Genomic DNA, 13117 nt, shown 5'->3' on the forward strand with positions numbered 1-13117 from the left:
CGCTGAGCGGGCCACAACATCCTACCGGCGTGCGCGGGCCGCCGCGGCCTCGCGTCCGGCCACCGGCTCGGCGTGCTCCGTCGGCCGCGCACGGCCTGCCGCGCCCGGTCGCTCGGTCCGCCCCGCGGGCTCTGCGGGCCCCGCACGCCCCGTCGGCCCCGCACGCCCCGTCAGCCCCGTGCGCTCCGGCGCACCGGCTCGCGCCGCCTGCTCGCCGCGCTCCCCCGCCGGGCCGCGGCGCCGCGTGGGGAAGGCGTACAAGAACCCGGTGGCGGGTCGCAGCAGCACCGCCACCACGCAGAGGCCGAGGGTGGCCAGGTAGTACAGCGCGAACACGGCGGGGCTCGGCGGCAGGTCGAGGCCCCGCACCAGCACCTCGATGACGGGCAGGTGCACCAGGTACGGGACCACGGAGTTCCGGCCCAGCCACTCCACCGGCCGCAGCACCCGCAGTCTCGGCAAGCGCTGGGCCACGCCCACCGCGCCGAGCACGGCGAGCAGCACCACGGCCTGGGCGAGCACGGGCACCGACGGGTCGTGGTCGATCATCGCGGCGTACAGCGCCCAGGCGGTCGCGAGGCCGAGGGCGCCCGCCGTCACCGGCCAGGGCACGGGCCCGCGCTCGAGCAGGGGGCGCAGGGCGGCGCCGGCGAAGAAGAACACCGCGTAGTACAGGAACTTGTCCGGTCGCGGGCCGGCCATGTCGTGCGCGATGCCCAGCAGCGGCATGGCGGTCCACACCGCCACCGAGGCCAGCGCGATCCAGCCGGGAGGCACCCGCCGGGTGAGCAGCCCGATCACGTAGTACACGAACAGCGCCGCGAGGAACCAGGTGTACATCCCGTTCAGCCACCACAACGGTTCGACGGCGTGCCCCCAGCCCAGCAACGGCAGCATCACCGCGGACCACAGCAGCCACGGCCACAGCAGTGCGCGTGCCTTCCCGGCGAGGTAGCGCCGCGGCGGGCGGCGCAGGGAGCGGGCCAGCAGCATCCCGGAGGCGAACAGCAGCGCCGGCATGCGGAAGGGCGAGAGCGCCTCGGAGAGCTCCACCATCGCCCACGGCGCCGCGCCGTCCCAGAACTGCTGGACCAGGCGCAGATGGTTGATGATCACGAGCAGGATCGCGGTGCCGCGCAGCTGATCCATCCAGTACTGCCGCGCGGGCGCGGGCTGCGCCTCGGGGGCGGTCGTCGTGGTGCTCATCGCGTGGGAGCGTAGGCCCCTCCCGCGCCGCAGGCGTGCACGAGGCAGGCACGGAGCGTGCAGATCCTGTGCACGACGGCGCCGGGGCGGGACCCGTGGGAACGGGGCCCGCCCCGGCGCCGTGCGCCGCGCCGTCAGAAGCCGGCGGTCAGGCCCAGGCGGTCAGGCACTGGCGGTCAGGAGCCGGTGGAGACGGCCTCGCGCTCGTCGTGGTAGTCGCAGACGTCCTCGTCCTCCCACACCTCCACGTTCTTGATCTCCGGGAGATCGGAGGCGAGGAAGATCGGGTCCAGGCCCTGGGCGCGCTGGGCGTTGTAGTGCCGCAGGAGCTTCAGTGCCGTCGGGGTGAGGATCGCGATCACCACCAGGTTGATCAGGGCGATGAACACCATCGACACCCCGGCGATGGTCCAGGCGAGGTCCACCGCGATCACGGAGCCCAGGAACACCAGCGCCACCACCGCCGCGCCGAAGGCGAGATGCCAGCCGCGCTTCGAGGTCAGGAAGTGCATGTTCGCCTCGCCGTAGGAGAAGTTCCCCAGCACCGAGGTGAACGCGAGCAGGAACATGATCACGCCCAGCAGCACCGCGGCCCAGGGGCCCAGGGTGGAGGCCAGCGACTCCTGCACCATCACCAGGCCCTCCCCGCCCACGGAGACGTCCGGGAAGGAGACCAGCACGATGAACGCGGTGATCGAGCAGATCAGCAGGGTGTCGAAGTAGACGCCGAAGGTCTGCACCAGGCCCTGCTTGACCGGGTGGCTCACCGAGGCGGTGGCGGCGACGTTGGGCACCGAGCCCATGCCCGCCTCGTTCGAGAGCATGCCGCGCTGCACGCCGTTGACGATCACGGCGCCGAAGCCGCCGCCGATCGCGGCCTGCGGGGTGAAGGCCTCGCCCACGATCTGGCCCACCACGCGGGGCAGCTCGCCGAGGTTCAGGCCCACGATGACGATGCCGAGCACCAGGTACACCAGCGCCATCACCGGCACCATGTTCTGCGCCACCACGGCCACGCGGCGCATGCCGCCGAAGATGATCGCGGCGGTGAGCACGGCGAGCAGCAGGCCCAGCACCACCGGCAGCCAGGCGAGGCCCTCCGGGTCGGCGTAGACGGCGACCGCGCCGGTGACGGCGTCGACGATCGTGTTGGCCTGCAGCGAGGTGAACGCGAAGGCGAAGCAGAAGATGAACAGCACGGCGAAGAAGGCGCCGAAGCCGCGCGAGCCGAGGCCGCGGTGGATGTAGAAGGCGGGCCCGCCCTTGTAGGTGTCGTCCGCGCGGGACTTCCACAGCTGGGCGAGGGTGGACTCGATGAAGCTCGCCGCGCCGGCGAACAGGCACATCACCCACATCCACAGCACCGCGCCCGGGCCGCCCAGGAAGATCGCGCCGGCCACGCCGGAGATGTTGCCGGTGCCCACGCGCGCGGCGGCGGAGACGGAGAACGCCTGGAAGGCGCTGAGCGACTTGGCGCGCTCGGTGCGGTCACGGCCCCTGCCCACCTGCTCGCGCTGGGGCTTCTGGAGGATCGCGCCGAGCATCGCGGGGATCATCCGCAGCTGCACCGCGCCGGTGCGGATCGTGAAGTACAGGCCCAGCACCACGACCACGGGCATCCCTGCCCAGGTCCAGAGCCAGCCCTCGGCGGCGCCGAGGAACTCTTGCAGCGAATCGAGGGGGTTCATGGCCTCGACCGTAGCGGGCGCCTCGGCGCACCTCCCGGCGCCGAGCCGCTCCGAGGGCGCCGCCCGCACCTCTGGTCCAACGCGCGCGCGAGAGTGTGTCCCGCATCGCGAGCGGGTGACGCACAACACAGCGCCTCGCCGCATCCCCCGCCACGGGCGTCGCCGGCACCTGCATCGCCGCAGGTCGGCTCGAATGAACCGGGGTTGTCGGACAATCCGGTGCGCGGATGCCGGACAGTCACATTTGCGTCACGACACTCCGAGGAGCCCCCCGTCGGCCCACCCCCGGGGCTCCACAAGCGTCGCCACTCTCGATAGCGTGGATCCCGATATGGGCCCGTTGACGACGCACAGCGCAGACCACCCGTCCACTTCTGACCAGACCACCGGACGCCGTTCCGACCTGGAGATCCGCCCTCCGGCCCTGGAGGACGGCGCCGCCATGTGGCGGATCGCCCGCGACACCGGGACGCTCGACCTGAACACCTCCTACGCCTACCTGCTGATGGCGCACGACTTCGGCGCCACCTCCCGCCTCGCCCTGAGCGACGGCGCACCGGTGGGCTTCGTGCTCGGGTACCGCAGGCCCTCCGCGCCGGAGACCCTGTTCGTCTGGCAGATCGGCGTGGACTCCTCCCAGCGCGGGAAGGGCGTCGCCGGGCAGCTGCTCGACGACCTCCTCGCCGGCCTCCCCGAGGTCACCGCGCTGGAGACCACCATCACCGAGGACAACACCGCCTCGCAGCGCCTGTTCGCCTCCTTCGCCCAGCGCCACGGCGCCCGCGAGGACGTGCGAGAGCTGATCACCGAGGGGCACTTCCCCGATCCCGGGCACGGCGCCGAGCTGCTGCACGTGATCGGCCCGCTGCGCCGCGAGACCTGATCCCGCCGCGCCCCTCACCCCGACCCCGTCGGCGTCCGCGCCCCCGCGCGCCCGGCGCCGGCCCCCACACCACCGATTCACCACCCAGGGAGATGTCATGACCACGACCGCACCGCACGAGACCACCGAGAAGCCCGAGCTGGCCGCCGAGGCCAGCGCCCCGACCGTCGACCCGACGGAGCTCGAGTCCGGCGTCCGCTCCTACTCCCGCGGCTGGCCCACCGTGTTCACCCACGCCAAGGGCTCGGTGCTCACCGCCGAGGACGGCCGCGAGTACATCGACTTCTTCGCCGGTGCCGGCACCCTGAACTACGGCCACAACCACCCCGAGCTGAAGAAGGTCGTGATCGACCACTACCTCGAGGACAAGGTGGTGCACGGCCTGGACATGTTCACCGACGTGCGCCGCACCTTCCTGCAGACCTTCGACGAGAAGATCCTCAAGCCCCGCGGCCTGGACTACAAGGTCTCCTTCCCCGGCCCCGGCGGCGCCAACGCCGTCGAGGCGGCGCTGAAGCTGGCCCGCAAGGTCACCGGCCGCGAGTCCGTCGTGAACTTCACCAACGGGTTCCACGGCATGACCCTGGGCGCCCTGTCGGTCACCGGCAACTCCATGAAGCGCGGCGGCGCCGGCATCCCCCTGGTGCACGCCACCCCGATGCCGTTCGACGACTACTTCGGCCAGGTGGTCCCGGACTTCATGTACCTCGAGCGCCTGCTCACCGACGACGGCTCCGGGCTGAACAAGCCCGCCGCCGTGATCGTGGAGACGGTGCAGGGCGAGGGCGGCATCAACGCGGCCCGCGCCGAATGGCTGCGCGGCCTCGCGGCGCTGTGCAAGGAGCACGCGATCCTGCTCATCGTGGACGACATCCAGATGGGCTGCGGCCGTACCGGCGGGTTCTTCAGCTTCGAGGAGGCGGGGATCCAGCCGGACATCGTCACCCTCTCCAAGTCGATCAGCGGCTACGGCCACCCCCTCGCGCTCACGCTCATCAAGCCGGAGCTGGACGTGTGGGAGCCGGGCGAGCACAACGGCACCTTCCGCGGCTTCGGCCCGGCCTTCGCCACCGCCACCAAGGCGATCGAGCTGTTCTGGAGCGACGACGAGTTCGAGAAGGCCACCATCGCCAAGGGCGCCTACGTGGAGAGCCGCTTCAACTCCATCGCCGCCAAGCACTCCCGGCACGAGCTGGTGGTCAAGGGCCGCGGCCTCGCCCGCGGCCTGCAGATGCCCAGCGGCGAGATCGCCGGCGCGATCGCCGCGCGCGCCTTCGAGGAGGGCCTGCTGGTGGAGACCTCCGGCCCGTCCGACGAGGTCGTCAAGCTGCTGCCGGCGCTGACGATCCCCGAGGACCTCCTCGCCAAGGGCCTCGACATCATCGAGGCGGCCGTCGACGAGGCGCTCGCCGCCTGAGACCCCCTCCCGTCGGCCCGCACTCCCGGGTGCGGGCCGACGCCGTGCGCCCCGGCGCGCCCCGAGACCTGCGCCCCGGCGCATCCCGACCTCCCGCACGCACTCCGAAAGGACTCCCCCATGCTGGTCCGCTCCCTCGCCGAGATCGAGAACACCGACGCCGACATCCAGTCCGAGAACTGGCGCTCCAAGCGCATCATCCTCGCGAAGGAGGGCGTGGGCTTCTCCGTCCACGAGACCACCCTGTACGAGGGCACCGAGAGCTACTTCTGGTACGCCAACCACATCGAGGCCGTGTTCGTCACCCACGGCGAGGGCGAGATCGAGGACCTCGCCACCGGTGAGGTGCACCAGCTCGCCCCGGGCACGCTGTACCTGCTCAACGACCACGACAAGCACAAGGTGCGCGTGCGCAAGGAGATCCGCTGCGTGTGCGTGTTCAACCCGCCGGTCACCGGCCGTGAGGTGCACGACGAGAACGGCGTGTACCCGCTGATCACCGAGGACGCCTGAGCGCTCCTCCCCAGCGACGGGCCCGGCAGGAGCGATGCTCCTGCCGGGCCCGTTCTGCGTCGGCCGCGGACCGTGCGCCCGCGCAGGCGGCAGCAGCGCCCGCGCCGGTGGCGGCGGTGGCGGTGGCCGCCGTCCGGTCCGGTTCAGCCGCGCCGGCGCCGCAGGAGCAGCAGGACCACCCCGATCGCCAGCAGCAGCAGGCCCAGCGCCCCGCCGCCGATCGCGAGGAAGATCCCGCCGAGGCCGGCGAAGATGCCGCCGAGCGAGACGGGCGGGCCCACCATCACCGGGGTGTCGCCGCAGTCGATCGTGTAGTCGCCGGCCTCCTCCGCGGTGAAGGAGTCGAAGGACGCCCACTGCCCCTCCCCGTCGCCGAAGGTGCTGGACTGCATGGTGCCCTGCTCGTTCACGGAGGGGCCGTCCACCTGGCACTGCGGGGCGGGCGTGCCCTCCTCGGCGTACAGCTGCACCACCTCGCCCTCCTCCGCGGTGTAGGTGCCGCTGCCGCTCGCGAACACCTCGAACTTCGCGGCCCCGCTGGCCACCCCGCCGAAGCCGATCACCGCCACCACGATCCCGATGACGACGCTGAGGGCGAGGATCGCGCCGCCGAGGATGAGCAGCACCGTCGGCGCCTTCGACGGCTTCGTCGCCGGCGCGTGCGGGCCGCCGCCGGGCGGCGGGGCGGACCGGCTCCAGCCGCCGTGGGGTTGCGGGGTGAGCGGGCCGGAGGAGGAGGGCGGCTGGGTCACGGGAGGCTCCTGGAGGATCGCGGGGCGGGAAGTCGAGGAGGGGCGGAGGCCGACCCCCGACGGCAGGAACAGGCTAGCGGGCGCCCCGGGGACCCGCACCCCTACACTCGTGCCATGTCCGACCCTCTCGTGCTCGCCGCCGACGTCGAGACCGAGCTGGTGGAGAAGCGTTCGCGGTTCCTCACCCGGCTGCACCGGGTGGAGGAGGTCGAGCAGGCGGAGGCGCTGGTGCGCGCGGCCCGCGCGGAGCATCCTGATGCCCGCCACCACTGCACGGCGATGGTGCTCGCCGAGACGCCCGAGCGGGCGGTGCTGCACCGCTCCAGCGATGACGGCGAACCGGCGGGCACCGCGGGGATGCCGATGCTGCAGTCCCTGCTGCATGCGCAGCTGGTGGACACCCTCGCGATCGTGATCCGCTACTTCGGCGGGGTGAAGCTGGGGGCGGGCGGCCTGGTGCGCGCCTACACCGCCGGGGTGGAGCAGGCGGTGGCGGCCGCGTCGCTGCGGCGTCGCACCGCGCTGGCGGTGGCCCGGATCGAGGTGCCCCCGGCGGAGGTGGGGGTCGCGGAGAACGCGGTGCGGCTGTGGGCCGCCGCGCACGGGGCGGAGGTCGAGCCCACGCAGTACACCGCCCGCTCCGCGCTGCTGACGGTGCTGGTGCCGCCCGCGCTGCTGGAGGACCTCGCCGCCGACACCGCCCGGTGGTCCTCCGGGCGGCGCGGCGTCGAGGATCTGGGGCGGCGCGAGGCGGACGTCCCCCTGTGAGGGGCGCGGCCGCCGCGCGTCACCGGGAGGTCAGGCGCGGCCGCGGGTGGCCAGGCCGTACACGACCATGACGATGATGGCGCCGAGGATGCCCAGCAGCACGGTGCCCAGGCTCCACGGGTTGCTCATGATGCCGCTGACGCCGTCACCGCCCAGCAGCGCGCCGATGAGTCCGCCGACGATCGCGCCGACCACGCCGAGCACGATCGACATGCCCAGGCCCATCGCCTGCTTGCCGGGCATGATCGCCCGAGCCAGGAGGCCGATGACGGCGCCGATGATGAGCCAGGAGATGAGGAGTCCGATGAGTCCCATGGGAGAGTTCCTTCGCTGAGGGGGAAAGGGGGAACCTGCGGGCTCATTGTGCGCCCGCACCTCTCCGCAGACCCGCATTCCCACGAGGACCGCAGTTCACAGCGGCGACCGGGCGGTTCGTGAGGTGCGCCACACCGGTGTGCGAGGGGCGAGACGTCGACGACATCGACGGTCTCGTTCCTCGTCGGGACTGCCCTCGAGGGGCCTCCGTCCCGCATGATCATGTCGTGACAGACAGCCCCGCCCTGCTGCCCGCCCTCCTCGCCGGCGATCGCGCCCCCGCTCCCCGCACTCTCGTGGAGATCTTCCGCGGCGTCGTCGCCGCCTCCGGGGACGCCCCCGCCGTGGACAGCGGCGCGGAGACCCTCACCTACCGGGAGCTGGAGGAGGCCGCGGCCGAGGTGGCCGCGCGGCTCGCCGCCGCGGGCGTGGCCCCCGGCGACCGGGTGGGGATCCGGGTGGTCTCCGGCACCACCGACCTGTACGTGGCGATCCTCGGCACGCTGCTGGCGGGCGCCGCCTACGTGCCGGTGGACGCCGAGGACCCCGACGAGCGGGCACGGGTGGTGTTCGAGGAGTCCGCGGTCGCGGCCGTGATCTCCACCGGCGGCGTCATCACGCCCACCGCCGCGGCCTCCGGGCGGGAACCCGCCGCGCCGCGCGACCCCGACCCCTCCGAGGACGCCTGGATCATCTTCACCTCCGGCTCCACCGGGAAGCCCAAGGGCGTGGCCGTCTCCCACCGCAGCGCCGCCGCGTTCGTGGACGCCGAGGCGAGGATGTTCCTCCAGGACGCCCCGCTCGGCCCCGGGGACCGGGTGATGGCCGGGCTCTCCGTCGCCTTCGACGCCAGCTGCGAGGAGATGTGGCTGGCCTGGGGGCACGGCGCCTGCCTGGTGCCGGCGCCCCGCTCCCTGATGCGCTCCGGCGTGGACGTGGGCCCCTGGCTCGAGGCGAACCGGATCACGATCGTCTCCACCGTGCCCACCCTGGTCTCGCTGTGGCCGGATTCCGCGCTGGAGCGGGTGCGGCTGCTGATCATGGGCGGCGAGGCGTGCCCGCCCGAGCTCGCGGCCCGCCTGCAGGCGCCCGGCCGCGAGGTGTGGAACACCTACGGCCCCACCGAGGCGACCGTGGTGGCCTGCGGCGCCATCCTCGACGGCACAGACCCAGTACGCATCGGGTTGCCGCTGGACGGCTGGGATCTCGCCGTGGTGGACGAGGAGGGGCTGCCCGTGCCGGTGGGCGGCACCGGCGAGCTGATCATCGGCGGCGTGGGCCTGGCCCGCTACCTCGACCCCGCCAAGGACGCGGAGAAGTACGCCCCGATGCCCACCCTGGGCTGGGAGCGCGCCTACCGCTCCGGCGACCGGGTGGTCAACGATCCCGACGGGCTGCTGTTCGCCGGCCGCGCCGACGACCAGATCAAGCTGGGCGGGCGCCGCATCGAGCTCGGCGAGATCGACGACCAGCTGCTGCGGGTGCCGGGCGTGGTGGGCGCCGCCGCGGCGGTGCGCTCCACGAAGACCGGCAACCAGCTGCTGGTGGGGTACCTGACGGTCGACGCCGGCTACGACGCGGACCTCGCCAAGGACCTGCTGCGCCGGCGGATGCCGGCCGCGCTGGTGCCCCGCCTCGCCGTGGTGGACGAGCTGCCCGTGCGCACCTCGGGGAAGATCGACCGCGACGCCCTGCCGTGGCCGCTCCCCCGCCGCGGCACCCCGGCCGCCGCGCTGTCCGGCACCTCCGCGTGGATCGCGGAGATCTGGGGCGATGTGCTCGGCGCGGAGGTCACCTCCGGCGCCGAGGACTTCTTCGACCTCGGCGGCGGCTCCCTCACCGCCGCGCAGGTGGTGAGCCGGCTGCGCACCCGCCACCCCGAGCTCACCGTCGCCGACGTCTACGAGCACTCCGCCCTCGCCGATCTCGCCGCGACGCTGGACGCGATGGGCTCCACCGTGGTGCGCAGCGACCGGGAGGTCGACCCGGTGCGCCGCGGCACCCAGCTCGCCCAGCTGCTCGCCCTGGTGCCGCTGCGAGGCCTCGCCGCGCTGCGCGGCCTCAGCTGGCTGATGCTCGCCTCCACCGTGCTCGCCGCGTTCACGGACGTGCCCTGGATCCCCGCCTTCCCGCTGTGGCTGGTGGTCCCGATGGCGCTGGTGTTCGTGCTGCCCGTGGGGCGGATGACCCTCGCCGCGCTGCTGGCCCGGCTGCTCCTGGCCGGGGTCTCCCCCGGGGCGCACCCCCGCGGCGGGTGGGTGCACCTGCGGCTGTGGCTGGCCGAGCACGTCCAGGACGAGCTGGGCGCGACCTCGCTCTCCGGCGCGATGGCCTTCCCCTACTATGCGCGCCTGCTCGGGGCGCGGATCGGCAGGGACGCGGATCTGCATTCCCTGCCCCCGGTGACCGGGATGCTCGAGGTGGGCGCCGGCGCCTCGATCGAGCCGGAGGTGGACCTGGCCGGGTACTGGATCGACGGGGACGTGCTGCGCATCGGCCCGGTGCGGATCGGGAAGCGGGCCCGGATCGGCGCCCGCAGCACCCTGGGCCCCGGTGCCTGGATCGGGAAGGGTGCCGAGGTGGGGCCCGGCTCCGCCGTGCTCGGGACGGTGCCGGCCGGCGAGTACTGGTCCGGGTCGCCGGCCGCGTACCGCGCCGAGGCCCGCGGGCCGTGGTCCGAGGACGCCCCGCCGCGCCGCCCGCTGTGGGAGCTCGCCTACGGGGCGCTGTCGATGCTGATCGCCGCCCAGCCCGTGCTCGGCGTGCTGGTGGGCGGCGCGGTGGTGCTCCCCGCCGTGCGCGGAACGGACTCCTTCGGCGAGGCGGCCCTCGCGGCCCTGCCCTGGCTGCCGCTCGCGGCGCTGGCCGGCTTCGCGGCCGTGGCGCTGGGGGTGCTGGTGCTGACCCGCCTGCTCGCGCTGTGGATCGTGCCCGACCACCATCCGATGCGCTCGGCCACAGGGGTCGCGATCTGGGGCACCCTGCGCCTGCTGGACGAGGCGCGCACCTGGCTCTTCCCGCTCTACGCGGGCGGGCTCACCCCGCTGTGGATGCGCCTGCTGGGCGCGAAGGTGGGCAAGGGCGCGGAGATCTCCACGGCCCTGCTCATCCCGAGCCTGGTGCAGGTGGGCGAGAACTCCTTCCTCGCCGACGACACGCTGGTGGGGCCCTACGAGCTCGGCGGCGGCTGGATCCGGGTGGAGCGGGTGAAGGTGGGCAAGCGCGCCTTCGTCGGCAACTCGGGGATGCTCGCCGCCGGCCGCAAGGTGCCCAAGAAGTCCCTGGTCGCGGTGCTCTCCGCCGCGCCGCGGCGGAAGTCCGCGAAGGCGGGCACCTCCTATCTCGGCTCGCCGCCGAGGAGGCTGCGCCGCGCTCAGGAGGAGCACGACTCCTCCCTCACCTACGAGCCGCCCACCCACCTGCTGATCCAGCGCGGCCTGGTGGAGACGGCGCGCCTGGTGCCGCTGCTGGCGTCGCTGCTGCTGCCGGTGGCGGTGTGGGGCGGGGTGTACGCCCTGCTGCTGCACGGCACGGCCGGGATCGTGCTCGCGATCGTGCTGGGCGGGCTGGTGCTGCTGGCGGCCGGGGTGGTCGCCGCGGCGCTCACCGTGGCCGCGAAGTGGCTGATCATCGGCAGGCATCGCCCGGGCGAGCACCCGCTGTTCACCGCGTACGTGTGGCGGTCCGAGCTGGCCGACACCTTCACCGAGGTGCTCGCCGCGCCCTGGTTCGCGACCGTCACCGCCGGCACCTGGGCGCTGAACGCGTGGCTGCGCGCGCTGGGGGCGAGGATCGGGAAGGGCGTGTGGATCGACTCGTACTGGCTGCCCGAGACGGACCTCGTCTCCCTCGGGGACGGTGCGACCGTGAACCGCGGCTGCGTGGTGCAGACCCACCTCTTCCAGGACCGGGTGCTGAGCATGGACACCGTGGAGCTGGGCGCGGGTGCGACGCTGGGTCCGGGCAGCGTGGTGCTGCCCGCCGCCGCGATCGACCGCCACGCCACCGTGGGTCCCGTGTCCCTGGTGATGCGCGGCGAGCGCGTGCCGCCCGGCACTCGCTGGACGGGCAACCCCATCGGCCCCTGGGCGGATGAGCACGCCCCGGCGGAGGCGGCGGCCGACGAGCCCGCGCACGAGCACGACGACATCGATGACGAGCACGACGAGAAGGAGCGCGCATGAGCGGCGCCCACCCCGGCAGCGACCCCTACCTCCCCGGCCACGGCGACGCCCGCTACTCGGTGGCCCGCTACGAGCTCGACCTCGCCTACAAGGTGGAGACGAACCGGCTGGACGGCACCGCGACCCTCACCTGCCACGTGCACGAGGACCTCGACGCCCTGCACCTGGACCTCCACGGCCTCCAGGTCTCCTCCACCCGGATCGACGGCAGCCCGATCAAGCACGCCCACCACGGCGGCGACCTCGTCCTGAAGCAGAGGCTCGCGGCCGGGCAGGAGATCGCCGTGGAGGTGCGCTACGGCGGCAAGCCCCGCGCGGTGCGCTCCCGCCTGCACGGCGCGACCGGCTGGGAGGAGCTGGAGGACGGCGTGATCGTCGCCGCCCAGCCCCACGGCGCCCCCTCCTGGTTCCCCTGCAACGACCGGCCGGACGACAAGGCGCTCTACGAGATCCGCCTGGCCGTGAACCCCGCCTACCACGTGGCCGTCTCCGGCGAGCTGCAGGGCACACGCCGCAAGGGCAACGCCACCACCTGGACCTACCTCCAGCAGACGCCCATGCCCACGTACCTCGCGACCGTGCAGATCGGCCGCTACACCGCGGTGGAGCACGCGGGCGCCCCGGTGCCGGTGCGGTCCCTGGTCCCCGCCGGGGTGGGCGCGCGCGACCTCGCGCACGGCTTCGCGACGCAGCCGGAGATGCTGGTGCTGTTCTCGCGCCTGTTCGGCCCCTACCCCTTCCCCTCGTACACCGCGGTGATCACCGAGGACGAGCTGGAGATCCCGCTGGAGTCCCAGGCGCTGTCCACCTTCGGCCGCAACCATCTCGCAGATGACTGGGAGGCGGAGCGGCTGATCGCCCACGAGCTCAGCCACCAGTGGTTCGGCAACGCCGTCACGCTGAAGCGGTGGCAGGACATCTGGCTGCACGAGGGCTTCGCCTGCTACTGCGAGTGGCTGTGGGCGGAGGAGACCGGCCGCTCCACCGTCGACGAGGAGGCGCACCGCCACCATGCCGCCCTCGCCGCGCTGCCCGAGGACCTGCTGATCGCCGATCCGGGCCCGGAGCTCATGTTCGACGACCGCCTGTACAAGCGCGGCGCCCTCACCGTCCACGCCCTGCGCCGCCGCCTGGGCGACGAGGTGTTCTTCCCGCTGATCCAGTCGTGGCTCGCCGCGCATGCCGGCGGCTCGGTCACCACCGAGCTGTTCGAGGAGCACGTGGCCCGCGAGAGCGGCGAGGACTGCGCGGACCTGTTCGCCGCGTGGATCCACGACGAGGAGCTGCCGGCTCTGCCCGCGCAGCCCGAGACGCGCGAGCCCACCCACCGCGGAGGCCTGCGGGCGCTGTTCTCCCGCGGCTGAGGGGCCGGACGCCGGCGGAGCGACGGG

General features: G+C 73.4%; 10 protein-coding genes. 6 read left to right on the top strand and 4 right to left on the bottom strand.

Translation table 11 applies throughout. The annotated features are described in order from the left end of the window. Positions 1-21 precede the first annotated feature (21 nt). Both DWV08_RS09920 and DWV08_RS09925 read right to left on the bottom strand, forming a co-directional pair. Positions 22-1206 (bottom strand): acyltransferase family protein, encoded by a 1185-nt coding sequence (locus DWV08_RS09920; RefSeq protein WP_115413635.1) that lies wholly within the window; start codon positions 1204-1206, stop codon positions 22-24. A 176-nt stretch (positions 1207-1382) separates the two neighbouring features. Then, positions 1383-2894, bottom strand: a complete 1512-nt coding sequence (locus tag DWV08_RS09925; RefSeq protein ID WP_115413636.1) for an alanine/glycine:cation symporter family protein — start codon at positions 2892-2894, stop codon at positions 1383-1385. 319 nt (positions 2895-3213) lie between these two features. Here DWV08_RS09925 and ectA point away from each other — a divergent pair, with 319 nt between their 5' ends. From ectA to DWV08_RS09940, 3 genes are all read left to right on the top strand, one after another. Then, on the top strand, positions 3214-3777 hold the full coding sequence (gene ectA, locus DWV08_RS09930; RefSeq protein WP_241237212.1) for a diaminobutyrate acetyltransferase: 564 nt from the start codon (positions 3214-3216) through the stop codon (positions 3775-3777). Between the two features lie 97 nt (positions 3778-3874). Further along, positions 3875-5194 (top strand): diaminobutyrate--2-oxoglutarate transaminase, encoded by a 1320-nt coding sequence (gene ectB / locus DWV08_RS09935; protein ID WP_115413638.1) that lies wholly within the window; start codon positions 3875-3877, stop codon positions 5192-5194. Positions 5195-5314: 120 nt separating this feature from the next. Continuing rightward, a complete protein-coding gene (locus tag DWV08_RS09940) occupies positions 5315-5707 on the top strand; it encodes an ectoine synthase (protein WP_115413639.1) in 393 nt (130 codons plus the stop codon). Between the two features lie 143 nt (positions 5708-5850). Here the strand turns inward: DWV08_RS09940 and DWV08_RS09945 are convergent, their stop codons facing one another. After that, positions 5851-6459 (bottom strand): hypothetical protein, encoded by a 609-nt coding sequence (locus tag DWV08_RS09945; protein ID WP_115413640.1) that lies wholly within the window; start codon positions 6457-6459, stop codon positions 5851-5853. A 114-nt stretch (positions 6460-6573) separates the two neighbouring features. On the opposite strand from DWV08_RS09945, the gene DWV08_RS09950 reads away from it, so the two are divergent. Beyond that, positions 6574-7227: an IMPACT family protein gene (locus tag DWV08_RS09950; RefSeq protein ID WP_115413641.1), complete on the top strand. Its 654-nt coding sequence runs from the start codon at positions 6574-6576 to the stop codon at positions 7225-7227. A gap of 30 nt (positions 7228-7257) precedes the next feature. Here the strand turns inward: DWV08_RS09950 and DWV08_RS09955 are convergent, their stop codons facing one another. Then, on the bottom strand, positions 7258-7542 hold the full coding sequence (locus tag DWV08_RS09955) for a GlsB/YeaQ/YmgE family stress response membrane protein (RefSeq protein WP_115413642.1): 285 nt from the start codon (positions 7540-7542) through the stop codon (positions 7258-7260). Positions 7543-7769: 227 nt separating this feature from the next. On the opposite strand from DWV08_RS09955, the gene DWV08_RS09960 reads away from it, so the two are divergent. Both DWV08_RS09960 and DWV08_RS09965 read left to right on the top strand, forming a co-directional pair. Next, positions 7770-11726 carry a Pls/PosA family non-ribosomal peptide synthetase gene (locus tag DWV08_RS09960; protein ID WP_241237213.1) on the top strand — a complete coding sequence of 1319 codons (3957 nt, stop codon included), beginning with the start codon at positions 7770-7772 and terminating at the stop codon, positions 11724-11726. After that, positions 11723-13090 carry a M1 family metallopeptidase gene (locus tag DWV08_RS09965; RefSeq protein ID WP_115413643.1) on the top strand — a complete coding sequence of 456 codons (1368 nt, stop codon included), beginning with the start codon at positions 11723-11725 and terminating at the stop codon, positions 13088-13090. The genes DWV08_RS09960 and DWV08_RS09965 overlap by 4 nt, the downstream gene beginning before the upstream one ends. The last annotated feature ends 27 nt before the right edge of the window (positions 13091-13117 follow it).

The sequence above is a fragment of the Brachybacterium saurashtrense genome (assembly GCF_003355475.1).
Lineage (GTDB): Bacteria > Actinomycetota > Actinomycetes > Actinomycetales > Dermabacteraceae > Brachybacterium > Brachybacterium saurashtrense.

Coding starts and splice junctions, on each gene's coding strand:
- DWV08_RS09940 (WP_115413639.1), top strand. CDS start 5,315: ATGCTGGTCCGCTCCCTCGCCGAGATCGAGAACACCGACGCCGACATC.
- DWV08_RS09965 (WP_115413643.1), top strand. CDS start 11,723: ATGAGCGGCGCCCACCCCGGCAGCGACCCCTACCTCCCCGGCCACGGC.
- DWV08_RS09950 (WP_115413641.1), top strand. CDS start 6,574: ATGTCCGACCCTCTCGTGCTCGCCGCCGACGTCGAGACCGAGCTGGTG.
- DWV08_RS09955 (WP_115413642.1), bottom strand. CDS start 7,542: ATGGGACTCATCGGACTCCTCATCTCCTGGCTCATCATCGGCGCCGTC.
- DWV08_RS09925 (WP_115413636.1), bottom strand. CDS start 2,894: ATGAACCCCCTCGATTCGCTGCAAGAGTTCCTCGGCGCCGCCGAGGGC.
- ectB (WP_115413638.1), top strand. CDS start 3,875: ATGACCACGACCGCACCGCACGAGACCACCGAGAAGCCCGAGCTGGCC.
- DWV08_RS09920 (WP_115413635.1), bottom strand. CDS start 1,206: ATGAGCACCACGACGACCGCCCCCGAGGCGCAGCCCGCGCCCGCGCGG.